22 protein-coding genes are annotated in these 24,672 nt (G+C 65.0%); all 22 read left to right on the plus strand.

Going from position 1 to position 24,672, the window contains the following annotated elements:
- Nucleotides 1–64 precede the first annotated feature (64 nt).
- Nucleotides 65–1,714, plus strand: a complete 1,650-nt coding sequence (gene argS, locus ASG86_RS13450; protein ID WP_056335040.1) for an arginine--tRNA ligase — start codon at nucleotides 65–67, stop codon at nucleotides 1,712–1,714.
- A 5-nt stretch (nucleotides 1,715–1,719) separates the two neighbouring features.
- Nucleotides 1,720–3,192 (plus strand): diaminopimelate decarboxylase, encoded by a 1,473-nt coding sequence (gene lysA, locus ASG86_RS13455; RefSeq protein WP_056335043.1) that lies wholly within the window; start codon nucleotides 1,720–1,722, stop codon nucleotides 3,190–3,192.
- Nucleotides 3,193–4,509, plus strand: a complete 1,317-nt coding sequence (locus ASG86_RS13460) for a homoserine dehydrogenase (RefSeq protein ID WP_056335046.1) — start codon at nucleotides 3,193–3,195, stop codon at nucleotides 4,507–4,509. It abuts the gene before it with no gap.
- Nucleotides 4,510–5,616, plus strand: coding sequence for a threonine synthase (gene thrC, locus ASG86_RS13465; RefSeq protein ID WP_056335048.1), 1,107 nt, complete (start codon nucleotides 4,510–4,512; stop codon nucleotides 5,614–5,616).
- Nucleotides 5,617–5,618: 2 nt separating this feature from the next.
- Nucleotides 5,619–6,593: a homoserine kinase gene (gene thrB / locus ASG86_RS13470; protein ID WP_056335051.1), complete on the plus strand. Its 975-nt coding sequence runs from the start codon at nucleotides 5,619–5,621 to the stop codon at nucleotides 6,591–6,593.
- Between the two features lie 293 nt (nucleotides 6,594–6,886).
- Nucleotides 6,887–9,022, plus strand: coding sequence for a transcription termination factor Rho (rho, locus tag ASG86_RS13475; protein WP_056335054.1), 2,136 nt, complete (start codon nucleotides 6,887–6,889; stop codon nucleotides 9,020–9,022).
- A gap of 246 nt (nucleotides 9,023–9,268) precedes the next feature.
- On the plus strand, nucleotides 9,269–10,342 hold the full coding sequence (gene prfA, locus ASG86_RS13480; protein ID WP_056335055.1) for a peptide chain release factor 1: 1,074 nt from the start codon (nucleotides 9,269–9,271) through the stop codon (nucleotides 10,340–10,342).
- Nucleotides 10,343–10,355: 13 nt separating this feature from the next.
- Nucleotides 10,356–11,255 (plus strand): peptide chain release factor N(5)-glutamine methyltransferase, encoded by a 900-nt coding sequence (gene prmC, locus ASG86_RS13485; protein ID WP_056335058.1) that lies wholly within the window; start codon nucleotides 10,356–10,358, stop codon nucleotides 11,253–11,255.
- Nucleotides 11,252–12,049: an L-threonylcarbamoyladenylate synthase gene (locus ASG86_RS13490; RefSeq protein ID WP_056335062.1), complete on the plus strand. Its 798-nt coding sequence runs from the start codon at nucleotides 11,252–11,254 to the stop codon at nucleotides 12,047–12,049. The genes prmC and ASG86_RS13490 overlap by 4 nt, the downstream gene beginning before the upstream one ends.
- A 1-nt stretch (nucleotide 12,050) precedes the next feature.
- Nucleotides 12,051–12,962: a glycosyltransferase gene (locus ASG86_RS13495; RefSeq protein WP_056335063.1), complete on the plus strand. Its 912-nt coding sequence runs from the start codon at nucleotides 12,051–12,053 to the stop codon at nucleotides 12,960–12,962.
- A 6-nt stretch (nucleotides 12,963–12,968) separates the two neighbouring features.
- On the plus strand, nucleotides 12,969–13,931 hold the full coding sequence (locus tag ASG86_RS13500; protein ID WP_056335066.1) for a glycosyltransferase: 963 nt from the start codon (nucleotides 12,969–12,971) through the stop codon (nucleotides 13,929–13,931).
- A 99-nt stretch (nucleotides 13,932–14,030) separates the two neighbouring features.
- On the plus strand, nucleotides 14,031–15,899 hold the full coding sequence (locus ASG86_RS13505) for a polysaccharide biosynthesis protein (RefSeq protein WP_056335069.1): 1,869 nt from the start codon (nucleotides 14,031–14,033) through the stop codon (nucleotides 15,897–15,899).
- On the plus strand, nucleotides 15,896–16,921 hold the full coding sequence (locus tag ASG86_RS13510; protein WP_082566787.1) for an MraY family glycosyltransferase: 1,026 nt from the start codon (nucleotides 15,896–15,898) through the stop codon (nucleotides 16,919–16,921). The genes ASG86_RS13505 and ASG86_RS13510 overlap by 4 nt, the downstream gene beginning before the upstream one ends.
- 99 nt (nucleotides 16,922–17,020) lie before the next feature.
- Nucleotides 17,021–17,491, plus strand: a complete 471-nt coding sequence (locus tag ASG86_RS13515; RefSeq protein ID WP_056335072.1) for a hypothetical protein — start codon at nucleotides 17,021–17,023, stop codon at nucleotides 17,489–17,491.
- Nucleotides 17,492–17,495: 4 nt separating this feature from the next.
- A complete protein-coding gene (locus ASG86_RS13520; RefSeq protein ID WP_056335076.1) occupies nucleotides 17,496–17,834 on the plus strand; it encodes an AtpZ/AtpI family protein in 339 nt (112 codons plus the stop codon).
- 81 nt (nucleotides 17,835–17,915) lie between these two features.
- The gene (atpB, locus tag ASG86_RS13525) at nucleotides 17,916–18,716 is read left to right on the plus strand and encodes a F0F1 ATP synthase subunit A (protein WP_056335080.1); all 801 of its coding nucleotides are present in this window, start codon (nucleotides 17,916–17,918) and stop codon (nucleotides 18,714–18,716) included.
- A 107-nt stretch (nucleotides 18,717–18,823) separates the two neighbouring features.
- Nucleotides 18,824–19,027, plus strand: a complete 204-nt coding sequence (atpE, locus tag ASG86_RS13530) for an ATP synthase F0 subunit C (protein WP_009356484.1) — start codon at nucleotides 18,824–18,826, stop codon at nucleotides 19,025–19,027.
- 51 nt (nucleotides 19,028–19,078) lie between these two features.
- On the plus strand, nucleotides 19,079–19,630 hold the full coding sequence (locus ASG86_RS13535; protein ID WP_056335084.1) for a F0F1 ATP synthase subunit B: 552 nt from the start codon (nucleotides 19,079–19,081) through the stop codon (nucleotides 19,628–19,630).
- A complete protein-coding gene (locus ASG86_RS13540) occupies nucleotides 19,630–20,457 on the plus strand; it encodes a F0F1 ATP synthase subunit delta (RefSeq protein ID WP_056335089.1) in 828 nt (275 codons plus the stop codon). The genes ASG86_RS13535 and ASG86_RS13540 overlap by 1 nt, the downstream gene beginning before the upstream one ends.
- A 77-nt stretch (nucleotides 20,458–20,534) precedes the next feature.
- On the plus strand, nucleotides 20,535–22,172 hold the full coding sequence (gene atpA / locus ASG86_RS13545; protein WP_056335091.1) for a F0F1 ATP synthase subunit alpha: 1,638 nt from the start codon (nucleotides 20,535–20,537) through the stop codon (nucleotides 22,170–22,172).
- A gap of 72 nt (nucleotides 22,173–22,244) precedes the next feature.
- The gene (locus ASG86_RS13550; RefSeq protein WP_056335093.1) at nucleotides 22,245–23,135 is read left to right on the plus strand and encodes a F0F1 ATP synthase subunit gamma; all 891 of its coding nucleotides are present in this window, start codon (nucleotides 22,245–22,247) and stop codon (nucleotides 23,133–23,135) included.
- An 82-nt stretch (nucleotides 23,136–23,217) separates the two neighbouring features.
- Entirely contained in the window at nucleotides 23,218–24,672 is a 1,455-nt protein-coding gene (gene atpD / locus ASG86_RS13555; protein WP_056335096.1) for a F0F1 ATP synthase subunit beta, read from the plus strand.

The following is a 24,672-nucleotide window of genomic DNA, read 5'->3' on the forward strand; positions in this document are numbered from 1 at the left end:
GTCCGGGAAGGCAGCCAGGAGCGCCAAATTCTTTGCTGTCACTGGCCCCCGGTAGTCTAGAGGGGTGACTCCCGAAGAACTTTCCCTCGCCATATCCGCCTGCCTCAAGGACGCCGTCGCCGCCGGCGAGATTGCTCTCGCGGCATCAGCAGTTCCCGAGGACGTGCGCGTGGAGCGGCCCAAGAACCGGGACCACGGCGACTGGGCCACCAACATCGCCCTGCAGCTGGCCAAGCAGGCGGGCACCAACCCGCGCGAATTCGCCAGCGTGCTCAGCGCCCGCCTCAAGTCGATCAACGGCGTCTCCGCCGTGGACATCGCCGGACCCGGCTTCCTGAACATCACAGTGGACGCCGCAGCCGCCGGTGCACTGGCAAAGGCCATCGTGGAGGCCGGCAAGGACTACGGCACCAACACGGCGCTCGCCGGGCGCACCGTGAATATGGAATTCGTGTCCGCCAACCCCACCGGGCCCCTCCATATCGGCCACACCCGTTGGGCTGCCCTGGGGGATTCGATCGCCCGCGTGCTGCGCGCTTCCGGCGCTGACGTCACGGCCGAGTACTACATTAACGACGCCGGCTCGCAGATGAACACCTTCGCGCACTCCGTCTACAACCGGCTGCACGGCCTTCCCGTGCCCGACGGCGGCTACCCGGGCCAGTACATCGCAGACCTTGGCCACGAAGTGCTCACCGCGCACCCGGACATCCGCGAACTCACCGAGGTTGCCGCGCTGCCGGTCATCCGCGCCGCCGCCTACGAAGCGCAGATGAAGGACATCAAGGCCACCCTGGCGGACTTCGGCGTGGAGTTCGACGTCTTCTTCTCCGAGCAGGAACTGCACGACGCCGGCGCTATCGAAAGTGCCGTGGCGCGCCTTCGTGAACAGGGCCACGTGTTCGACGACGGCGGTGCGGTCTGGCTGCGGACCACGGACTTTGGCGATGACAAGGACCGCGTGATGATCCGTGCGAACGGCGAGCCCACCTACTTCGCCGCGGATGCCGCCTACTACCTGTCCAAGAAGGACCGCGGTTTCACCGAGAAGATCTACCTCCTGGGCGCTGACCACCACGGCTACATCAACCGGCTGAAGGCCATCGCCGCCGCTGCCGGCGATGACCCCGAAACGAACATTGAGGTCCTGATCGGCCAGCTGGTGTCCGTTAACGGAGCCAAGCTGTCCAAGCGCGCCGGCAACATCATCGAGCTCAAGGACCTGATCGACTGGCTGGGCAAGGACGCCGTCCGCTACTCCCTGGCCCGGTTCCCGGCCGATTCGCCGTTGACCCTTGATCCGGAGCTGTTGAAGAAGCACAGCAATGAGAACCCCGTGTTCTATGTGCAGTACGCCCATGCCCGTTCGCGCGGCGCCGCACGCAATGCGGTGGATGCAGGCGTGGACCGCTCAGCATTCGAGGCCTCGCTGCTGGACCATGCCACCGAAAATGAGCTGCTGTCCTACCTGGGCAGCTACCCGTCCATCGTGGCCAAGGCGGCAGAGCTGCGCGAACCGCACCGCGTTGCCCGCCACCTGGAGGCCATCGCCGGGGCCTACCACCGCTGGTACGACGCCTGCCGCATTGCCCCCATGGGTGACGAAGCGGTGACCGACCTCAACCGCACCCGGCTGTGGCTCAACGACGCCACCAGCCAGGTGCTGGCCAACGGACTTGACCTGCTGGGCGTTTCAGCCCCGGAACGGATGTAGGACCGATGACGCAGACAGCAGCACAGGGTTCTCCGCTTGCCCCGGAATGGCTCGCCGTTCCGGCGGACCTCAATGCCCTCCACCAACCCATGTGGGCCCGTGACGTGGCGCGCAACGGGGATGGCGAACTCAGCATTGACGGTATCCCCGTCAGCGAGTTGCAGCGGCAGTACGGCACGCCGCTTTTCGTCATGAGCGAGAACGACTTCCGCGCCCGGGCCAGGGCCTTCAGCGACGCGTTCAATGACGCGTTCGCGGACATCTGCGGGGGAGTGGACGTCTACTACGCCGGGAAGTCGTTCCTGTGCACCTCGGTTGTCCGGTGGGTGGAGGAGGAAGGGCTGCGCCTGGATACGGCATCTGGCGGGGAACTCGCCGTTGCCCACCGGGCCGGGATTCCCGGGGCGGACGTCGCCCTGCACGGCAACAACAAGTCCGACGCCGAGATCCACCGGGCCCTTGACATGGGCCTGGGCCGGATCGTGGTGGACAGCCTGGCCGAACTGCAGCGCGTAGGGAGCATTGCCCAGGCCCGCGGTGAACAGGCGAAGGTCATGCTTCGGCTCACTCCCGGCGTCCACGCCCACACGCACGAATTCATCGCCACCGCCCACGAGGACCAGAAGTTTGGCCTCTCCATGGCGGCCGACACCACCGATGAGGCAGGCATCTCCGCCGCAGAGGAAGCAGTGGCGGCGGCAGCAGCGCACCCCGGCATCGAACTGCTGGGCCTGCACTGCCACATCGGCTCGCAGATCTTCGAGCCGGACGGTTTTGCCCTGGCCGCCCAGAAGCTCCTGCGCTTCCTGGCCGCCATGCAGGGCAAGTACTCCATCACCATGCCCGAACTGGACCTCGGCGGCGGGTACGGGATCGCCTACACCCCGGTGGATACCCCGCGCCCCGCAGCGGAAATCGCGACGGCGATGGCCGCCGTCGTGCGTTCAACCTGCGCCGAGCTGGGCATCGACGCGCCCCGCATCTCCATCGAGCCCGGCCGCGCCATCGTGGGCAGCACCACCTTCACCCTCTACGAGGTGGGCACGCTGAAGACGGTCCGCGTGGATGCCCCTGCGGCTTCCGCCGGCGGTGACGCGGGCAACAACGTTACGTATCCGCGCCGGTATGTTTCGGTTGACGGCGGCATGAGCGATAACGCCCGGCCGGTGCTGTACGACGCGGATTATTCGGCCGTTTTGGCCTCGCGCACATCCGACGCGGCTCCGCAACTGTCCCGCGTGGTGGGCAAACATTGCGAGAGCGGCGACATAGTTGTTAGAGATGTATATCTGCCCGAGGACGTGGCAGCCGGTGATCTGCTTGCTGTACCGGGAACCGGCGCCTACTGCTGGGCCCTCTCGAGCAACTACAACTATCTGGCCCGGCCGGGCGTTGTCGCGGTGCGCGACGGATCTGCCCGGCTGATTGTCCGCGGGGAAACCGAAGAAGACCTGCTGAACCGCGACATGGGAGCCTGAATGACGGAAATGCGAACGCTGAAAGTGGCCCTGTTGGGCTGTGGCAACGTTGGGGCCCAGGTTGCGCGGATCCTCATTGAGGACGCAGACGCCCTCGCCGCCCGCACCGGTGCCCGCCTGCAGCTCAGCGGCATTGCCGTGCGCAACGTCAACGCCCCGCGTGACGTGGACCTGCCGCAGGAGCTCTTCACCACCGACGCCGACACCCTGGTCAAGGACGCCGACCTGGTGATCGAACTGATGGGCGGCATTGAACCGGCCCGCACGCTGATCCTCTCCGCGCTGCGCAACGGCGCCTGCGTGGTCACGGGCAACAAGGCGCTCCTGGCCCAGGACGGACCCACCCTCTACGAAGAGGCCGACAAAGCAGGCGTCCAACTGTCCTACGAAGCCGCCGTGGCCGGAGCCATCCCCATCCTCCGCCCCATCCGCGACAGCCTCTCCGGCGACCGGATCACCCGGGTGCTGGGCATCGTCAACGGCACCACCAACTTCATCCTCGACCAGATGGACACCACCGGCGCCCAGTTCTCCGACGCCCTGGCCGAGGCCCAGCGCCTTGGCTACGCGGAAGCGGACCCCACTGCCGACATCGAAGGCCACGACGCTGCAGCGAAGGCCGCCATCCTGGCCTCGCTGTCCTTCCACACCCGCTTCGCCCTGGACGACGTCCACTGTGAAGGCATCACGTCCGTCAGCGCCGGGGACATCGCCGCCGCCAAGGATGCTGGTTTCGTCATCAAGCTGCTGGCCATCGCGGAAAAACTGACCGGCGCCGACGGCAAGGAAGGCGTGTCCGTCCGCGTCCACCCCACCCTCCTGCCGCGCGAACACCCGCTGGCCGCCGTGCGCGGGGCGTTCAATGCCGTGTTCATCGAGGCCGAAAACGCCGGTGAGCTGATGTTCTACGGCCAGGGAGCCGGCGGCACCCCCACGGCATCCGCCGTGCTGGGCGATCTCGTCTCAGCAGCCCGCCGCCTGGTCCTGGGCGGCCCGGGACGTACCGAAACCACCACCGGCCACGTTCCGGCGCTTCCCATCGACGCGGCCACCACCAGCTATTACATCGGCCTGGACGTCGCAGACCAGCCGGGCGTGCTGGCAAAGATCGCCCAGCTGTTCGCCGGCCACGGCGTCTCCATCGAAATCATGCGGCAGACCATCCACCGTGACGCCGAATCCAACGTGGAGTCGGCCGAACTGCGGATTGTCACCCACCGTGCGTCAGAGGCTGCCCTTGCAGCCACCGTCGAGGCCGTGAAGGGCCTGGACGTCATCAATTCAGTTACATCCGTTTTGCGGGTAGAAGGAGTCTAAGTGGCTCACCAATGGCGCGGTGTCATCCGCGAATACGCTGACCGTCTGCCCGTGACGGAGTCCACCAGGGTCATCACCCTGGGCGAGGGCGGCACCCCGCTGGTGCACGCGCAGAAGCTCTCCGAACTCACCGGTTCCCAGGTCTACCTGAAGGTCGAAGGGATGAACCCAACCGGATCCTTCAAGGACCGCGGCATGACCATGGCCATGACCGCCGCGGTGGCCTCCGGTGCCAAGGCCGTTGTGTGCGCTTCCACCGGCAACACCTCCGCGTCCGCCGCTGCCTACGCAACCGCCGCCGGCCTGAAGTGCGCCGTCCTGGTGCCCGAAGGCAAGATCTCGATGGGCAAGCTCAGCCAGGCCATCGCCCACGGCGCCACCCTCCTGCAGGTCGACGGCAACTTCGACAACTGCCTGGACATCGCCCGCAAACTGGGGGAGTCCTACCCCGTCTTCCTGGTCAACTCCGTCAATCCTGCCCGGATCCAGGGACAGAAAACCGGCGCTTTCGAAGTGGTGGACGCCCTGGGCGACGCACCGGATATCCACGTCCTGCCCGTGGGGAACGCCGGCAACATCACCGCGTACTGGAAGGGCTACAAGGAGTACTCGGCTCCATTCGAGTCCGAAGCAGCCGGCACGCTTCCCGCCGTTTCCACCAGGACGCCGGCCATGTGGGGCTTCCAGGCTGCCGGGGCAGCACCGTTCGTAGCCGGGCACCCCATCACCGAGCCGGACACCATCGCCACGGCCATCCGCATCGGAAATCCTGCGTCGTGGGACGGGGCCGTGGGTGCACGTGACGAATCCGGCGGACTCATCGAAGCCGTCACCGACGAGGAAATCCTGAACGCCCACCGCTGGCTGTCATCCCGTGAAGGCGTGTTCGTGGAGCCGGGCTCCGCCGCCGGTGTGGCCGGCCTGCTCAAGAAGCACGCCGCCGGCGACGTGCCCTCCGGCAAGACCATCGTCATCACCGTCACCGGCCACGGCCTGAAGGACCCCCAGTGGGCCCTGCGCACGGAGGACGGCAGCGACGTCCAGCCCGTCAAGGTTCCAAACGATGTGGTCACCGTTGCCGCTGAACTGGGACTGGAAGAAAAATAGCCTTGGACACCACCTCACAGGCCGCGGTCGGACTGCACCTGATAGAGCCGGGGCAGCGCGTCACCGTCCGGGTCCCCGCCACGAGTGCGAACCTGGGCCCCGGCTACGACAGCCTTGGGCTTGCGCTGGCCCTGCATGACACCCTCACCGTGGAAAGCCTCGACACCGAAGAACTCGTTTTCGAGCTCCACGGCGAGGGGGCTGACACCCTGCCGCGGGATGCCAGCCACCTGGTGGTCCGCGCCATGGACGCGGCTTTTGAGCGGCTGGGTTACCGGCACGGCGGACTGAAGGTGGTTGCCGACAACGTCAACCCGCATGGCCGCGGCCTGGGCTCGTCTGCATCCGCAGTGGTGGCCGCAGTCTCGGCTGCCAACGCCATGGTGCCGGCCGAAGACCAGCGCGGAAAGGACTGGATCCTCCAGCTCACCAGTGAACTGGAGGGCCATCCGGACAACGTGGCACCGGCCCTTTTCGGCGGACTGGCGCTGTCATGGCAGGACAGTGAGCAGTACAGCAGCACCCGTGCCACCGTGGCCAGGTCCGTGATCCCCATCGTGGCGGTCCCCAACTTCGAACTGTCCACTGAAGCGGCCCGCGCCCTGCTGCCGGCTTCCGTGGGACACCATGCGGCCGCCATGAACTCCGGCCGTGCCGCCCTGCTGATCCACGCGCTGACGCAGAACCCCGAATTCCTGTTGCCGGGCACTGAGGATTACCTGCACCAGAGCTACCGCGCCGACGCCATGCGGCCGAGTGCCGCCTTGATCAGCGCACTCCGCAAAGCAGGCTACGCGGCAGTGGTTTCCGGGGCCGGGCCCACCGTCCTGGTGCTGGCAAACGGCGAAGAGCAGGCAGGCCACGCCCTCGCCTTCATCGAGGCTTACACGGCGGAGAACACGCCGGACATCGGCTGGCGCGTGCTGAAGCTGGCAGTGGACGTTGAAGGTGCTAAGGTTGAACTGCACCGGCGGTAATTCCGCCTATCTGATCTGCTCCTGCATACAGTTGCTATTTGATCTACCACTGTGAATGTATTCCGGTGCCGCCTGCTTGGTCTGTCGCAGGAATCTGCAGCATTCAACTGCCCCTGAACCGTCAGCCCGGCGTTGTGCCATGGGCGCAGCGCAAGGTGAATCAGTATCCGGCCCTGCTGGCCGAAATCCAACCGGCAAGGCCGAAATCCCGGCTGCAGATCTGAACTGCAGCCCAGATCAAATCATCGCGCCCAGCTCCCAGTCTGGACGCCGTCGAGGGGGAAGGATCCTTCGTGACCGAAACCACTGAGCTGTCGCCAGCTGTGGAACACACAACTTCTGCTGCCGAATCACCGGCCGCAACCGCCAAGAGCAGCGGCCTCGCCGGCCTGAAGCTCGCCCAGCTGCAGGCCCTGGCCAGCCAGCTCGGTATCTCGGGCGGATCCCGCATGCGCAAGGGGGATCTGGTCTCGGCCATTTCCGCCCACCGTGCAGGGACACTCACCGCCAAGGCCCCCGCAACGGCAGCGGAAAAGGCTCCGCAAACCGCCGTGGCTTCAGCTGCACCGGCTTCCGCTCCGGAGGCCCCGGCCGCCGAAGCTCCCGCCGCCGAGGGTACCCGTGCCCGCGGACGCGGCCGCAGCCGCCGCGCCGTCAGTGACGGTGTGGTTGCCCCGGTTGCCGAAGCTCCCGTCGCGGAAACCGCTGCCGCGCCTTCCGGCGCAACGGTTGAGTCGCCGTCGGCCGCCCCCGCGGAAACCACGGAGGGAACTGAGGGCGCCCAGGAGCGCCGCCAGCCCCGCACCCGCAACCGCCGCCGCAGCGAGGCTGCTGCCGTGGCCATCCAGGAAGCCCCGGCGGAAACCCCGGCAGAGCAGCCCGCCACGGAACAGCGTTCCGGCGAACAGCGTACCGAAGCCCCCGCAATTGAAACGGGCGACGCCGGCCAGCGCACCGAACGCCGCGACGGCGGCCGCACCCGCGGCCGCGACAACACCTCCCGCGACTCGGACGGCGGCCGTGACAACAGCGGCAGCCGTGATGCCGGCCAGCGTGAAGGCAGCCGGGACAACCGCGACAACGACGACAGCGACGGCGGAAGCCGCCGGAACCGCCGGAACCGCCGCGACCGGAACGACCGCAATGACCGCTCCGGCGGCCAGGACCGGGACAACTCCCGCAACGACCGCTTCCGCGACCGCAACGACCGCCGCCGCGGCCGCAACCAGGGCCCCGACGTCGACGACGTCGAGATCACCGAGGACGACGTGCTGCTGCCCGTCGCCGGCATCCTGGACGTCCTGGAGAACTACGCGTTCATCCGCACCTCCGGCTACCTGCCCGGCCCCAACGACGTCTACGTCTCCCTGGCCCAGGTCAAGAAGTACAACCTCCGCAAGGGCGACGCCGTGGTCGGTGCCATCCGCGCACCCCGTGACGGCGAAGACCGCAGCCAGCAGTCCAACCGCCAGAAGTTCAACGCCCTGGTGCGCGTGACCTCTGTCAACGGCAAGACCCCGGAAGAGCTCAAGGACCGCGTAGAGTTCGCCAAACTGGTCCCGCTGTACCCGTCCGAGCGCCTGCGCCTGGAGACCGACCCCAAGAAGATCGGTCCCCGCGTCATCGACCTCGTTGCCCCCATCGGCAAGGGCCAGCGCGGCCTGATCGTCTCCCCGCCCAAGGCCGGCAAGACGCTCATCCTGCAGTCCATCGCCAACGCGATCACCACCAACAACCCTGAGGTCCACCTCATGATGGTGCTGGTCGACGAACGCCCCGAAGAAGTGACGGACATGCAGCGCACGGTCAAGGGTGAGGTCATCGCCTCCACCTTCGACCGTCCCGCCGACGACCACACAACCGTGGCCGAACTCTCCATCGAACGCGCCAAGCGCCTCGTGGAAATGGGCATGGACGTGGTGGTCCTCCTGGACTCCATGACCCGCCTGGGCCGTGCCTACAACCTGGCAGCACCGGCCTCCGGCCGCATCCTGTCCGGCGGTGTGGACTCCGCAGCCCTGTACCCGCCCAAGCGCTTCTTCGGTGCCGCCCGCAACATCGAGAACGGCGGCTCGCTCACCATCCTGGCCACCGCCCTCGTCGAGACCGGTTCCAAGATGGACGAGGTCATCTTCGAAGAGTTCAAGGGCACCGGCAACATGGAGCTCCGCCTGTCCCGCCAGCTGGCGGACAAGCGCATCTTCCCGGCCGTGGACGTCAACGCCTCCGGCACCCGCCGCGAGGAGAACCTGCTCTCGCCCGAAGAAGTCAAGATCATGTGGAAGCTGCGCCGCGTCCTCTCCGGACTCGAGACCCAGCAGAGCCTTGAACTGCTCACCAACAAGATCCGGGAAACCCAGAGCAACGTCGAGTTCCTCATGCAGGTCCAGAAGACGACGCTTGGCGCGAAGTCGGATAACGACAAGTAGCTGAGTAAAGGGGCGGGGTGCCGGAAAATCCCGCGGCTTGGGGGGCCGCGCGGGTTTTCCGCCCCCGCCCCTTCGCGTGGCGGCTCAGTCCTGACGGACCTGAGCCGCCACGCTCCGGCAGGCCCGAAGCCACTCCCGGGGCGGAAAATCCGCGCGGCCGGCACGAGCTCACCGGGTGCCGCGCATGCTTTGGGAATGGATTCCTGTGCCTGACTAAACTAGGTGCAGAACGAAAGAGGTTTATAGATGTTTGAGTCCGTACAGGGCCTGCTTGATGAGCATGATGCTATCCAGGCGCAGCTGGGGGATCCTGCTGTTTATGCTGACCAGCGGCTTGCCCGGAAGCTCGGGCGGCGGTCGGCTCAGCTCAATGGCATTGTTGAGGCATATCACAAGTGGGAAGGCATCCGGGACGATCTTGCTGCCGCCAAGGAGATGGCTGACGAGGATCCCGAGTTCGCTGCCGAGGTGCCTGAACTCGAAACCGCACTGGAGACTGCTGCCGCCAAGCTTCGCCGCCTGCTGATTCCCCGCGATCCTGACGATGCCCGCAACGTGATCCTTGAAGTCAAGGGCGGTGAAGGCGGCGACGAAGCTGCCCTGTTCGCCGGGGACCTGCTGCGCATGTACACCCGGTACGCGGAGTCACGCGGCTGGAAGACTGAAATCATCTCCGCCACCGAGTCCGACCTTGGCGGGTACAAGGACGTCCAGGTGGCCGTCAAGGGCAACTCCAACGACCCCGCGGAGGGCGTCTACGCCCGGCTCAAGTTCGAAGGCGGCGTGCATCGCGTCCAGCGCGTCCCCGTCACGGAATCCCAGGGCCGCATCCACACCTCCGCCGCCGGCGTGCTGGTCCTGCCGGAAGTGGACGAGCCTGAAGAGCTCGAAATCAACCAGAACGACCTGAAGATCGACGTCTACCGGTCATCCGGCCCCGGCGGGCAGTCGGTTAACACCACGGACTCCGCCGTCCGCATCACCCACCTTCCCACCGGGATCGTGGTGGCCATGCAGAACGAGAAATCACAGCTGCAGAACCGCGAGGCCGGCATGCGCGTCCTGCGCGCCCGCATCCTGGCCCACCAGCAGGAGCAGATCGACGCCGAGAATTCCGCCCAGCGCAAGTCGCAGATCCGCACCATGGACCGCTCGGAGCGCATCCGGACCTACAACTACCCGGAAAACCGGATCGCCGACCACCGCACCGGCTACAAGGCCTACAACCTTGACCAGGTCATGAACGGGGACCTCGAACCGGTGATCCAGTCCGCCATCGAGATGGATGAGCAGGCGCGGCTGGACGCCATCGGCGACTGACCGGGAGCTTCGCATGACTGAGCCCGCCCCCGCGGCGCCTTCCCAGTCCCTGGCCGCGGCGGTCCGCGAGGCCGCGGCAATACTGGCCGAGGCAGGCGTACCCAGTCCGCGCGTGGACGCGGAACTGCTCGCCGACCACCTGCTGAACGTGGGGCTCGGGCGCCTGCGCGCCATGATGCTGGGTGATACGCCTGCTCCCGAAGGCTACGAAGCCCTCGTGGCCGAGCGCGCCGGCAGGGTCCCCCTGCAGCACATCACTGGCGTGGCGCACTTCCGCTACCTGGAACTGGCTGTGGGGCCCGGGGTATTCATCCCGCGTCCGGAGACCGAATCCGTGGTCCAGCTGGCCATCGACCACGTCAAGGACATGCCCCACCCCCGGATCGTGGACCTCGGGACGGGCTCCGGTGCCATCGCCGGTTCGCTGGCGCATGAAGTGCCGGGCGCCGAGGTGCACGCCGTCGAATTCAGCCCGTTTGCGCACGCCTGGGCAGCGAAAAACCTGGCCCCCCTGGGCGTCAACCTTGTCCTGGGGGACCTGCGCGATGCCTTTCCGGAACTCAACGGAACTGTCGACGTCGTGGTTTCCAACCCGCCGTACATCCCGGCCGAAGCCATCCCCAACGAACCCGAAGTAGCCCTGCACGATCCCCCGGAGGCTTTGTACGGCGGGGGAGCGGACGGCATGGAACTTCCGACGGCGGCGGCCGCCTCCGCTGCCCGGCTGCTGCGTCCAGGGGGCTACTTCGTCATGGAACACGCGGAAGTCCAGTCCGGCTGGATTGCCGCAATGCTTGCCAGGACGGGATCCTGGACAACCATCACGACGCACCTGGACCTCAACGGCAAGGAGCGCGCCACCAGTGCCCTGCTCGCGGACCAGGCCATACGGAATGAAAGAATGGGCCAGTGACCACAACTTATGACTGCACCACTGACGACGAACGGGCACGGGGACTGGAACATGCCCAGCGTGCCATCAGCGAAAAGAAGTGCGTCGTGCTTCCCACGGACACCGTGTACGGCATCGGCGCAGATGGGTTCTCGCCGCAGGCCGTCACCATGCTGCTGGTGTCCAAGGGACGCAGCCGCACCATGCCCCCGCCCGTCCTGATCCCGCGCATTAACGCACTGGACGGCCTGGCAACCGAGGTGTCGGCCGAGGCCCGCAAACTGGCGGAGGCCTTCTGGCCCGGCGGCCTGACCCTGATCCTGCACGCCCAGCCCTCGCTGGACTGGGACCTCGGCGAAACCAAAGGCACCGTGGCCCTCCGGATGCCCGCCGACGAGGTGGCCCTGGAACTGCTGACCCTGACGGGACCATTGGCCGTGTCCTCGGCCAACCGCACGGGCCAGGCCCCGGCCCAGACGGCTGCAGCGGCACGGGAACAGCTGGCCGACTCGGTGGAGGTGTACCTGGAGGGCGGCCCCCGCCCGCTGGAGGGTGAAGCCGGCGTTCCGTCCACCATCGTGGACGCCACCGGCCCCATCCTGCGCGTGGTGCGCAACGGGGCAGTGAGCCTGGACCGGTTGCGCGAGCACGTCCCGGGCGTCCTGGGCCTGGGCGAAATCCCCATGGCTGAGGAGGAACCGGAGGCATCCGCCGCACCGGAGGTCGAGGAGGCTGCATCATCCACCCCGGACGCTGGCGCTTCCGCCGCGGGCAGCAGTGCAATCAGCACCACCGACAACCAGGCAGGGAACTGACATGCAGCCCAAAGTTGCCGTGGCAGCCGTAACCTTCGACCGCCACGAGGAGCTTGCCCTGCTGCTGAAGGGGCTGGCCGGGCAGACTGCCCCGATCCATTCGATCGCCCTGGTCGACTCCGGCACCGTACCCGCCACCGACGTGGTCAAAGCAGGGGGAGCGCAGAACATCAACTACCTGCGCTCCGATGCCAACCTCGGCGGCGCGGGCGGTTTTGCCTATGCCATCCTGGCGGCCATGGCCAGCGGCGCCGAGTGGATCTGGATGATGGACGACGACGGCCATCCCGAAGACGCCAGCTGCCTGGCCGAGCTGCTCCGCACGGCCGGGGAGCACCAGTTGGACATCATCAGCCCGCTCGTTGCGGCCACGGCGGACCCCAACCGGCTGTCTTTCAATTTCCGCATCAACGGACTGCTCACCAACGACCGGTCACGGCTGGCGCCGATGGGCTACCTTCCGGACATGGTGCACTTCTTCAACGGTGCGCTGATCCGGACCGAGGTTTTTTACCGGATCGGCATTCCGGACGTGAAGTTCTTCATCCGCGGTGACGAAGTGGACTTCCTGTCCCGGGTGAAAAAAGCCGGGCTCAAATACGGCACCCTGGCCACAGTCGCTGTGCAGCACCCGGCCACCTGGAGCGAGATGAAACCGGTGTTCGGCGGGTTCATTACCCCCGTAATCCCCGAGGGCGAGTTCAAGCGCTACTGCTATTTCCGGAACCGCGGCTACCTCACCCGCAAGTACCGGAACCTGCGCTGGTTCAGTGCCGACATCGTCGGTTTCCCCTACTACTTCCTCACAACCGGTGACCTCAAAGGCCTGGCGCACTGGTTCAGGGCCTATTCCACCGGCTTCCGCGGCAAGGGCTTCGGCTCGCCGGCGGAACTGATGTCCTCCAAAAGCTAGGCCGACGTGGAAAACCTGTACGCCGTCGTCGTCACGTATAACCGCGCCGACTTCCTGCGCAACCTGCTGGCATCCTTCGCGCAGCTCAGCTCCGCACCGGCGCGGATCCTTGTCGTGGACAACGCCAGCACCGACCATACAGCCGACGTCGTAGCGCGGGCGGCCGCCGACGGCGGACCACCCATCCAGTACGAACGGCTCGACCGGAACGTCGGCGGGGCCGGCGGATTCTCCCGGGGCGTGGAACTGGCGCTGGAGTCCGGCGCCGAATGGCTGTGGCTGATGGACGACGACGTAGAGGTGCTTCCAGGTGCCGTGGAGGCACTGGACAGGTTCACCCCGGACTACTCGTGCATGATCGGCCGGCGCTACGACGCCAACGGCAAACCGTTCTTCTGGCAGCACCACTTCGTCGAGGCACTGGGCATCTTCCTCCCGGTCTCGCGCGACGTGTTCCGGCACTCCGACGTCTTCCGCACGAATGTGGGTAACTTCGAAGGGATGCTGATCAAGGCCTCCGTGGCGCGGAGCATCGGCTTGCCGGACCCGCGGTTCTTCATCACCTGGGACGACCTCATCTACGGCTGGCTTGCCGCTCAAAAGACGCCGGTGGTGTACGTCAACGCCTTTGTCATCAGGAAGGTCCGGGCACAGCGCCAGGTGGACCTGGGCCTGCGGCACCTTAATGATTCGTCTGACCTGAGCCGGCGCTATGTGATGCGCAACCGCGGGCACGTGGCGCACTATTTGCGGGCCTACGGCAGATACAACCGCGCCGGTTTCGCAGTGGGTACCGCACTGACCTTCCTGAAGGAACTTGTCCGGCTGGTCCTCGTTGAGCGGACCCTCAAAGGGGCCGGTGCGCTCTGGCGTGGATGGCGTGAATCGCGGAGTATCCTCGCGGACAACGGCTGGAAACCCATGCCGCCGCTGCCGGTACATCCGGGCAGCGGAAGCCGAAGCGATTAGTATCGTGCTAAGCCCCGACGCCGTCCAACAATTTTCGCGGCGGCATATTTTGAAACAGGCGCCTGGCCGCCGTGGTAGTGGAAGTCGGTTGCATCTTCGTTGAGTACAACATCAGAAACGCGGTCACCTGCCGCCGTACGGGACGAGAAGCCCGCCCTCTGGATCTGGATCCAGCTCTTCCTCGACTCGATGTCGTGGGTGGTGGCGATCGGCCTGGCGCTGCTGCTGCGCTATGAGATGGGCATCCGGGTGGAACAATTCGCCGGTGCCGCCCTCATCGCCGCCATCGCCGTGGTGGCCCAGATGCTGGCCGGCTACTCCCTTGCCCTGTACCGGGGCAGGTACCCCTTCGGCAGCTTCCAGGAGGCCAGGGCCCTCGTCTTCGTCACCGTCATCGTGGCCGCCACTATAACGGCCAGCCTGCTGGTGATCTACGCGGAGATCAACATCGGCCGCAGCGTGGGCTTGATCGCCTTCCCCTTCGCCTGCCTCTTCATGTGCGCGGCACGCTACGCCAAACGGCTCTACGTAGAGGGCAGGACCCGGCCCGGGGACGGGGCACAAAACACCCTGGTCTACGGCGCCGGCTTCCTGGGCAACTCCCTGGTGACCCGGATGCTGCAGGACCCGGATTCGCCTTATTTCCCGGTAGGCCTCGTAGACGACGACCCCACCAAAAAGCACCTGCGGCTTTCCGGGGTCCAGGTCCAGGGCCGGGGCGATGACCTGCCCGCCATCATCCGCCGCACCAGGGCGAAGGTACTGGTCCTGGCTTTCGCCAATGTGGAGGCCAGCGTTGTCCGCCGCATCTCGGACGCCGTGGCCGGCCTGAATGTCCGCGTATTGGTCCTGCCCCCGCTGCGGGACATGCTGGGCACCGGCGCACCCGCCGGTTTCTCCGACTTCCGCGACGTGGCAGTGGAGGACCTGATCGGCCGGCGGCCCGTGGACATCGAGGTCGATGAGATTGCCGGGTACATCAAGGGCAAACGGGTGTTGGTCACTGGTGCAGGAGGCTCCATCGGATCGGAGCTCTGCCGCCAGATCGTGCAATTCCATCCCGCGGAACTGATCATGCTGGACCATGACGAGACCGGGCTGCAGCAGACCCAGATCTCCATCACCGGCCGGGGGCTGCTGGCGGACAGGGACACTGTGCTGGCGAATATCCGTGACGGCGAAGCCCTGCAGGAGATCTTCGAGGACCGCCGCCCCCAGGTGGTCTTCCACGCCGCTGCGCTCAAGCACGCGCCGCTGCTCCAGCAGTACCCCGTGGAAGCCTGGAAGACCAACGTCTGCGGCACGTTGAACGTCCTGCGTGCCGCCCAGCACGCCGGCGTCACCCATTTCGTAAACATCTCCACCGACAAAGCCGCCAATCCCACCACGGCCCTGGGCCACTCCAAACGGGTTGCCGAGAAACTCACCGCGTGGATGGCAGGCCAGACCGCCGGCAAGTACGTCTCCGTCCGTTTCGGCAACGTGATGGGGAGCCGGGGTTCCATGCTGCCGCTCTTCACCGAACAGATTCGCGTTGGCGGTCCCGTCACGGTCACGGATCCCGACGTCACCCGGTTCTTCATGACCATCCCCGAGGCCTGCCAGCTGGTAATCCAGGCCGGCGCCATTGGTGCCGGCGGAGATGTGCTGATCCTGGACATGGGGGAACCGGTCCGGATCCTGGATGTTGCCCAGCGGATGATTGCCATGTCGGGAAAGGACGTGGAGATCATCTACACCGGCCTGCGGCCGGGGGAGAAGCTGCATGAGGAACTGGTGGGCAACGGTGAGCTGGACCGGCGACCGCTGCATCCGAAAATTTCACACACCAGGGCCACCGAGCAGGATCCGGACAAGCTGGACCTCAACGTCTGGCTGGCGCGCTGCGAGGCAGAACAGGGCCTGCACATCTCCGACATCCCCGACGACGAGGCCGATGACTCAGGTGAGATCCGGGTGGCGTCATGATGCCCCTGGCCCTGGTAGCCGCGGTTACCCTGCTGGCAAGCCTGCTGCTTCCCTTTGCCGTAAAGCCCCTGCTGGTCCGGATGGGCGTGGTGGATGTTCCTTCCGCACGTTCATCCCACGTCAAGGTGACCATACGCGGAATGGGCGTCGCCACGGCCGCAGCAACGGTCATTGGTTACGTGGCAGCCCTGTTGCTCGGCGTCGTCACGGTGGACCGCTCGGTGTCTGCCGTCGTGCTCGCCGTCATTGTCGCGTGCTCCGCCATCGGCTGGATTGAAGACCTGCGCGGCCTTTCCATCCGGGGCCGCGCCGCGGCCCAGCTCGGAATCGGCGCCGCGGGGTCCGCGGTGCTGATCATCCTCACCGGGCAATCGTTCTGGTGGCTGCCCCTCGGGGCCCTGGCGATTGCCGCCTACGTCAACATCGCCAATTTCATGGACGGCGTCAACGGCATCTCGGGACTTCACGGGGTCACCGCCGGGGGCGCCTACGCGGTAGCAGGAATGCTTTCTGCACAACCCTGGCTGACCGCAGGCGGAGCCGTGCTCGCGATGTCCTTCCTCGGCTTCCTGCCGTGGAACCTGGGCCGGGGTTCGGTGTTCCTGGGTGACGTCGGCAGTTACCTGCTGGGAGCGTCAATTGCCGCCCTGGCAGTGGCGGGCTTCCTCAGCGGGGTCTACGTGGAGTACGTCCTCTCGCCGATCCTGGTCTATGCCGCAGATACCGGATATACCTTGCTGCGCCGGATCAAGGCGGGGGAGCGCTGGTATGCATCCCACCGCGAGCACGTCTACCAGCGGCTTACCGACGTCGGCTTCTCGCACCTGCAGTCGGCGGCTGCCGTGACCGTGAGCACCCTTGCCGTGATTGTCCTTGGTTTTGTGGCCGCCACCGCCCAACTGGGTGTTGTGGCACTGTGCGTCGCCGCGAGCGTGCTGGTGCTTGCCCTGTACCTGGCCAGCCCGGACCTGATCCGCCGCTACCGGCGCCGGTCCAAAGTAACGCGGCTGCCGGTGACTTAAGGTTGTTCTATCTCGTGTAGAATTTAGGGGCAGCCCAAGCTGCCACTCCACCCCCTGCCTCCTGGCCAGCTGCCATGTGGTGCCGACGATTGGGATCGAATGACCTCCAACGCCGAGTCCGGACCTGCGTCCGGCAACGGACCCGTTGGCGCCTCCGGTCCCACCCCTTCGCTGTGGCTGAACCTGCTTAAGCGCAGTTCAATTGCTGCTGCAGCCGGACTTGCGCTGTGTGCCATTCCTGCCGGACTCCTCAATGGAGCAGCCGGCGCGGCTTCCAGTTTGCTCGGGGGCCTGCTGGTCATGCTGTTCTTCGGGATCAGCCTGCTGGTCGGCCACTTCGTGGGACGCGGGAATCCGTCCGGCGCGATCGGGATGTTCGTGGCCACGTACTTCATCAAGGTGGTTGGCTTCGCGATCGTCCTGTTCGTCATCGGCGCCCCGGAGTGGCTCCACGGACGCTGGTTCGTCATTGGCGCCGTTGTTGCGGTGGTCCTGTGGCAGGCCGCGGAGATCCACGGCTTCAGCAGGGCGCGCCTCCAGATCTATAACGATCCAGAGGGGAAGGAATAACCCTATGCGCAACGTACGGAAACATGCGCAGGCAGGCCGCTCCGCAACCACACGCGGGGCATCCGCGCCCGGAGTCGCGGGCGATAACTCCGACGGCGGCTACAACGCTGGAATAGCTGTGTTCAGCTACATCGTTGGCGGAATCATCGTCTGGAGTTTGATAGGGTGGGGACTGGATTATCTGTGGGGAACGCGCTGGATTGTGCTCGCAGGCGCTCTGCTCGGAGCCGTCGGAGGTTTCTACCTTTCCCACATGCACGGCCTCACCAGTTCCCGCAAAAATGCTGATGAGCGCCATGCTCCCAGCGCACCGTCCCAGGACGGAAAAGATAGTGCCAAATAATTTCACAGGGGGAACAGCAGGCGCTCATGCTGCCGGACCCCGCCCAACGCCCAATGATGGACACTGCAGAGAGGAAACGCGTTGATCGCGCTTGCGCTCCCGGCCCAAGATTCAGGAGAGTTTACTCCTCCTGGTATTAACGAAATGCATTTGCCGGCAATCCTGCCGTGGGGTGCCGCAGAAGGATTCTCCAAGCAGATGCTGCTGGTCCTCCTCTCTGTCGCAATTATCGCTACCTTCTTCGTGCTGGCTGCACGCAAGCAGCAGCTGGTACCCGGCAAGCTCCAGTTCGCCGGCGAGGCCGCCTACGGCTTCGTCCGCAACGGAATTGCCAAGGACATCATCGGCGGCAGGGACTTCATCAAGTATGTTCCCCTCCTGTTCAGCCTGTTCTTCTTCATCCTGGTCAACAACATCTACGGTGCTATCCCGCTGATCCAGCTCCCCACGTTCTCGCACGTGGGTGGAGCGTATGTGCTGGCCGGCCTGGTGTACTTCACCTGGATCGCCATCGGCGTCAAGAAGAACGGCCTGCGCTACTTCAAGCTGGCCACCGTCCCCTCGGGCGTCCCGTGGTTCATCCTGCCGATCGTGATCCCCATCGAGATCATCTCCAACTTCCTCGTCCGGCCTGTGACGCACAGCCTCCGTCTGTTCGCCACCATGCTTGCCGGCCACCTGATCGTGATGATTGCCGGATCCGGCATTGAATACCTGGTGATGCAGGAGAACGTCCTGCTGAAGGGCACCTCGGTCCTGGTCCTCGCCGGTGCCATCGCCATGTACATGCTTGAAGCCCTGATCATGGTCCTGCAGGCCTACGTCTTTACGCTGCTGACCGCGATCTACATCGAAGGCGCCCTGCACGCCGACAGCCACTAGGCACCCGCCGGCGAAGCGCAGCTTCGGGGCAACCACAGACTTCCCCTCGCGGGGATGAAGCAACCCAAACAACCTGCCACATGGGTGGCATCTTGAAAGGAAGAAAAATGGAAGGCAATCTCAACCTCGTAGGTTACGGTCTGTCCGCAATCGGCGGTGGTATCGGTGTTGGCCTCGTATTCGCTGCCTACATCAACGGCGTTGCACGCCAGCCGGAAGCACAGCGTGTCCTGCAGCCGATCGCGTTCCTTGGCCTTGCGCTGACCGAAGCCCTTGCCATCCTCGGCCTGGTCTTCGCCTTCGTTCTCTAGTCCTAGAGCGAAGCGAACTTTCAGAACCGAGTAGAAAAGGACGGGTGAAATATGAATCAGCTGATCATCTCAGCCGCCACTGAGGGCGAAGTCAACCCCCTCATGCCCAACCTCTGGGAAATGGGCGTTGTCCTCGTGGGCTTCCTCATCCTCTTGTTCATCGTGGTCAAGTTTGTTGTCCCGATGTTCGAGAAGACCTTCGCGGAGCGTGCCGAGGCCATCGAAGGCGGCATCGCCAAGGCTGAAAAGGCACAGGCTGAGGCGTCTGCTGCACTCGAAGAGTACAAGCAGCAGCTGACCGACGCCCGCACCGAAGCCAACCGCATCCGTGAGGAAGCCCGCGCCGAAGGTGCACAGATCCTTGCGGATCTCAAGGAGAAGGCTGCAGCCGAGTCTGCCCGCATCACAGCGCAGGCCCACGCACAGATCGAATCCGAGCGCCAGGCGGCCGTTGTGTCGCTGCGCTCTGAGGTGGGCACCCTGGCCACCACCCTTGCCGGCCGCATCGTGGGCGAATCGCTCAACGACGATGAGCGCGCAGCACGGGTCGTGGACCGTTTCCTGGCAGATCTGGAGTCCCAGAACGCAGGTGCAGCTAAGTAATGGCAGGCGTATCGAGCGAATCGCTGGCAACAGCGCTGGCGGAGTTGGAAGCAAAGCTTCCGACGGCGTCGCTGCAGCTGGCAAAGGAACTCTTCGGAATTCTGGGAATGGTGGACAGCTCGGCTGGCTTGCGCCGCGCCCTGACTGACCCGTCCCGCAACGGTGACGAAAAGTCGGCGCTGGTCAAGCAGCTGGTTGGCGGGAAAGTCTCCGCTGATGCTGCAGACATCGCAGGCGGACTGGCCAGCTCACGCTGGGCAAACGCCCGTGATATCGGCGATGCACTCGAGACTCTTGCCGCAACGGTGGTCATTTCCGTTGCTGAAAACAAGTCGGCCGTTTCTGCCTCCGGAATCACTGGCCTGGAAGAGCTGGAGAACGATCTGTTCTCCTTCAACCAGGCTGTTGCCTCCAGCCATGAGGTACAACGTGCTCTGTCCGAACCACAGGCCAGCAGTGCAGCCCAGGTTGCGCTTGCCGAGAAGCTTGTGCCCGCTGCCAGTGAGGAAGCCAAAGTCCTCATTGCGCAGGCTGTGACCCAGCCCCGTGGCATCAAGCCCACCCGGCTTGTTGAGCGGTTTGCCGAGCTGGCAGCCAAGCGGCAGCAGCGCTGGATTGCAACGGTCAGCGTGACCCGTCCTTTGACCCAGACGCAGCTCGCCCGCCTGCAGGCCGGCCTGAATGCCCTGTACGGACGGGAACTGAAGGTCAACGTCAATGTTGACCCGGCACTCATTGGCGGCATTCGCGTCCAGGTCGGTGACGAAGTGCTTGACGCTTCGGTCCTCACCAAGCTGGGCGAACTGCAGCGCCAGCTGGCCGGCTAGCCGGACAAGCACAACAAACTGATAGAAACCCCGGTCACCGATTGCGGTGACCACAAACAGGAGAGCAGGGACTGCAGATGGCCGAATTGACCATCAACGCCGACGACGTCCGTAATGCGCTGAACGAGTTCGCGGCGTCCTACGAACCCGGAAACGCAGAGCGCGTAGAGGTCGGCCGCGTAACTACCGCTGGTGACGGCATCGCCCGTGTTGAGGGCCTTCCCTCGGTCATGGCGAACGAGCTGCTGCGTTTTGAGGACGGCACCCTGGGCCTCGCCCAGAACCTCGACGTCCGCGAAATCGGCGTCATCGTCCTCGGTGACTTCACCGGCATCGAAGAAGGCCAGGAAGTGCACCGCACCGGACAGGTTCTGTCCGTCCCCGTGGGCGACGCCTTCCTGGGCCGCGTCGTTGACCCGCTGGGCATGCCCATCGACGACCTCGGCGAGATCAAGGCCGAGACCACCCGCGCACTGGAGCTCCAGGCTCCCGGCGTGACCCAGCGCAAGTCGGTGCACGAGCCGATGCAGACCGGCCTCAAGGCGATCGACGCCATGATCCCGATCGGCCGCGGCCAGCGCCAGCTCATCATTGGTGACCGCCAGACCGGTAAGTCCGCCATCGCGATCGACACCATCATCAACCAGAAGGCCAACTGGGCTTCGGGCGATGTAACCAAGCAGGTCCGCTGCATCTACGTTGCCATCGGGCAGAAGGCGTCCACCATTGCCGCCATCCGCCAGACCCTCGAGGACAACGGCGCGTTGGAGTACACCACCATCGTGGCTTCCCCCGCCTCCGACCCCGCAGGTTTCAAGTACCTGGCTCCGTACGCAGGCTCGGCCATCGGCCAGCACTGGATGTACGGCGGCAAGCACGTCCTCATCGTGTTCGATGACCTGTCCAAGCAGGCCGAAGCCTACCGCGCCGTGTCGCTGCTGCTGCGCCGCCCGCCGGGACGCGAAGCCTACCCGGGCGACGTCTTCTACCTGCACTCCCGCCTCCTGGAGCGTTGTGCCAAGCTCTCCGACGAGCTCGGTGCCGGCTCCATGACGGGCCTGCCGCTGATCGAGACCAAGGCGAACGACGTGTCCGCCTACATCCCGACCAACGTCATCTCCATCACGGACGGCCAGATCTTCCTGCAGTCCGATCTCTTCAACGCCAACCAGCGTCCCGCTGTTGACGTGGGTGTCTCGGTGTCCCGCGTTGGCGGTGCCGCCCAGGTGAAGTCCATGAAGAAGGTCTCCGGAACATTGAAGCTGGACCTGGCCCAGTACCGCGACATGCAGGCGTTCGCGATGTTCGCATCCGACCTGGACGCAGCATCCCGCCAGCAGCTGACCCGCGGCGCCCGCCTGATGGAACTGCTCAAGCAGGGCCAGTACTCGCCGTTCCCGGTCGAGGACCAGGTTGTGTCCATCTGGGCCGGCACCAACGGCTACCTGGACGACGTTCCGGTGGAGGACATCAGCCGCTTTGAGTCCGAGTTCCTGGAGCACCTGCGCCACAAGTCCTCGATCCTGACCACGCTGGCCCAGACCAACGTGCTGGACGATGACACCGTGGCTGCCTTGAAGTCCTCGATCGTGGACTTCAAGAAGGGCTTCTTCGGCGAGGGTGACAACCACCTGGTAGGCGCCGGCCACGAGGAGCATGACGCCATCTCCGAGGGCGAAGTCGACCAGGAAAAGATCGTCAAGCAGAAGCGCTAGTTCCGCACCGCCTGGTGTGCCGGGCCAAACGGTCCGGCACACCAGGCTACGGAATGTTAGGAAAGGATAAGTATGGGAGCCCAGATCCGGGTCTACCGCCAGAAGATCAGCTCGACCACGTCGATGCGCAAGATCTTCAAGGCGATGGAACTGATCGCTACCTCGCGCATCGGGAAGGCCCGTGCGCGCGTAGCAGCTTCACTGCCTTACGCGAACGCGATTACGCGCGCCGTTTCTGCTGTCGCCAGCCAAAGCGAAATCGACCACCCGCTGACCACTGAGCCGGAGCAGATCCGCCGCGCCGCCGTCCTGGTAATTACCTCGGACCGCGGTTTGGCAGGTTCCTATTCCGCCAGCGTCCTCAAGCAGGCGGAAGGTCTCAACGAGCTGCTCCACGCCGAAGGCAAGGAAGTCAAAACCTACGTCGTGGGCCGTAAGGCCCAGGCCTACTTCGATTTCCGGAACCGGCAGTACGCGCGGGTCTGGACCGGAGGAACCGACGCACCAGAGTTCGCAACCGCCCGGGAAATCGGCGAAGCGCTGCTTGCCGAATTTGCCACCGACTTCGAAGACGGCGGCGTGGATGAAATCCACGTTGTCTACACCCGCTTCAAGTCCATGGTCACCCAGGAGCCGACGGTCATCCGCCTGCTCCCGCTTGAAGTTGTCGAAGAGCAGGCCGCGTCCGAATCGGATCTCCTGCCGCTTTACGAGTTCGAGCCGGAAACGGAGCGTGTTCTTGACGCCCTGCTCCCGCGCTACATCGAATCCCGTATCTTCGCAGCCATGCTGCAGGCAGCAGCTTCCGAGCTCGCCGCCCGCCAGCGGGCGATGAAGTCCGCAGGCGACAACGCGACGGACCTGATCAAGAAGTACACGCGTCTGCGCAACACGGCCCGCCAGGCCGAAATCACGCAGGAACTCTCCGAGATTGTTGCCGGTGCCGACGCCCTCGCGTCGTAGCCTCCACCGTCTCGGTTCCGCGTAACCAGCACCACCACAGATAGACTTAACCCCACGCCATCTACTGAATGAAGTGAGAGAGATGACTGCCACTGCTACCGAACACGTAGCCGCAACGTCCGGTGCAACCGGCCGTATTGCGCGCGTAATCGGCCCGGTTGTCGACGTCGAATTCCCGGCTGACGCAATCCCGTCAATCTACAACGCCCTCACCACCGAGATCACTCTCAACGGTGAAACCAAGACCATCACCTTCGAAGTTGCGCTGCACCTCGGCGACAACCTCATTCGCGCGATCTCGCTGCAGGCGACCGACGGCCTGGTCCGCGGCACCAACGTGGTGGACACCGGTGCCCCGATTTCCGTCCCGGTTGGCGACGGCGTCAAGGGCCACATCTTCAACGTTCTGGGCCAGCCCCTGGACGTTGCCGAGTCGGAACTGGAGATCAGCGAACGCTGGCCCATCCACCGCAAGGCACCGAGCTTCGCTTCACTCGAAGGCTCCACCGAGATGCTGGAAACCGGCATCAAGGTCATCGACCTCCTCACCCCGTACATCAAGGGTGGAAAGATCGGCCTGTTCGGCGGTGCCGGCGTGGGCAAGACCGTTCTGATCCAGGAAATGATCACCCGTGTTGCACGCAACTTCGGTGGTACCTCCGTCTTCGCCGGTGTGGGTGAGCGCACGCGTGAAGGTAATGACCTTTGGGTTGAAATGGAAGAGGCGGGCGTCCTCAAGGACACGGCCCTTGTCTTCGGCCAGATGGACGAGCCGCCGGGAACGCGTCTGCGCGTGGCCCTGTCCGCACTGACCATGGCGGAGTACTTCCGCGATGTGCAGAACCAGGACGTGCTGCTCTTCATCGACAACATCTTCCGCTTTACCCAGGCTGGTTCCGAGGTCTCGACCCTGCTGGGCCGCATGCCTTCGGCCGTGGGCTACCAGCCCAACCTGGCGGATGAGATGGGCCTCCTGCAGGAGCGCATCACCTCCACCAAGGGCCACTCCATCACCTCGATGCAGGCCATCTACGTCCCCGCAGATGACTACACCGACCCGGCTCCGGCCACGACCTTCGCACACCTCGACGCGACCACGGAACTTTCCCGTGAAATCGCCTCCCGTGGTCTGTACCCGGCCGTTGACCCGCTGACGTCCACCTCCCGCATCCTGGACCCCCAGTACATCGGACAGGACCACTACAACACGGCAGTCCGTGTGAAGCAGATCCTGCAGAAGAACAAGGAACTCCAGGACATCATCGCCATCCTCGGTGTCGATGAACTTTCTGAAGAAGACAAGATCGTCGTGTCGCGTGCACGCCGCATCCAGCAGTTCCTCTCGCAGAACACCTACACCGCCAAGCAGTTCACGGGCGTCGAGGGCTCCACGGTTTCCATCAAGGACACCGTTGAGGGCTTCGCAGCCATCTGCGACGGCGAGCTGGACCACATCGCGGAGCAGGCGTTCTTCAACGTCGGCGGCCTCGATGACGTTGAGCGCCAGTGGGCCAAGATCCAGGAACAGACCAAGTAA

It is taken from the genome of Arthrobacter sp. Soil764 (assembly GCF_001428075.1).
GTDB lineage: Bacteria > Actinomycetota > Actinomycetes > Actinomycetales > Micrococcaceae > Arthrobacter.

Excerpts from the sequence above, each read along its gene's own strand:
- lysA (WP_056335043.1), top strand. The coding sequence starts at position 1,720 with ATGACGCAGACAGCAGCACAGGGTTCTCCGCTTGCCCCGGAATGGCTC.
- ASG86_RS13460 (WP_056335046.1), top strand. The coding sequence starts at position 3,193 with ATGACGGAAATGCGAACGCTGAAAGTGGCCCTGTTGGGCTGTGGCAAC.
- prfA (WP_056335055.1), top strand. The coding sequence starts at position 9,269 with ATGTTTGAGTCCGTACAGGGCCTGCTTGATGAGCATGATGCTATCCAG.
- prmC (WP_056335058.1), top strand. The coding sequence starts at position 10,356 with ATGACTGAGCCCGCCCCCGCGGCGCCTTCCCAGTCCCTGGCCGCGGCG.
- ASG86_RS13495 (WP_056335063.1), top strand. The coding sequence starts at position 12,051 with ATGCAGCCCAAAGTTGCCGTGGCAGCCGTAACCTTCGACCGCCACGAG.
- ASG86_RS13510 (WP_082566787.1), top strand. The coding sequence starts at position 15,896 with ATGATGCCCCTGGCCCTGGTAGCCGCGGTTACCCTGCTGGCAAGCCTG.
- ASG86_RS13515 (WP_056335072.1), top strand. The coding sequence starts at position 17,021 with ATGACCTCCAACGCCGAGTCCGGACCTGCGTCCGGCAACGGACCCGTT.
- ASG86_RS13520 (WP_056335076.1), top strand. The coding sequence starts at position 17,496 with ATGCGCAACGTACGGAAACATGCGCAGGCAGGCCGCTCCGCAACCACA.
- atpE (WP_009356484.1), top strand. The coding sequence starts at position 18,824 with ATGGAAGGCAATCTCAACCTCGTAGGTTACGGTCTGTCCGCAATCGGC.
- ASG86_RS13535 (WP_056335084.1), top strand. The coding sequence starts at position 19,079 with ATGAATCAGCTGATCATCTCAGCCGCCACTGAGGGCGAAGTCAACCCC.
- ASG86_RS13540 (WP_056335089.1), top strand. The coding sequence starts at position 19,630 with ATGGCAGGCGTATCGAGCGAATCGCTGGCAACAGCGCTGGCGGAGTTG.
- atpA (WP_056335091.1), top strand. The coding sequence starts at position 20,535 with ATGGCCGAATTGACCATCAACGCCGACGACGTCCGTAATGCGCTGAAC.
- ASG86_RS13550 (WP_056335093.1), top strand. The coding sequence starts at position 22,245 with ATGGGAGCCCAGATCCGGGTCTACCGCCAGAAGATCAGCTCGACCACG.
- atpD (WP_056335096.1), top strand. The coding sequence starts at position 23,218 with ATGACTGCCACTGCTACCGAACACGTAGCCGCAACGTCCGGTGCAACC.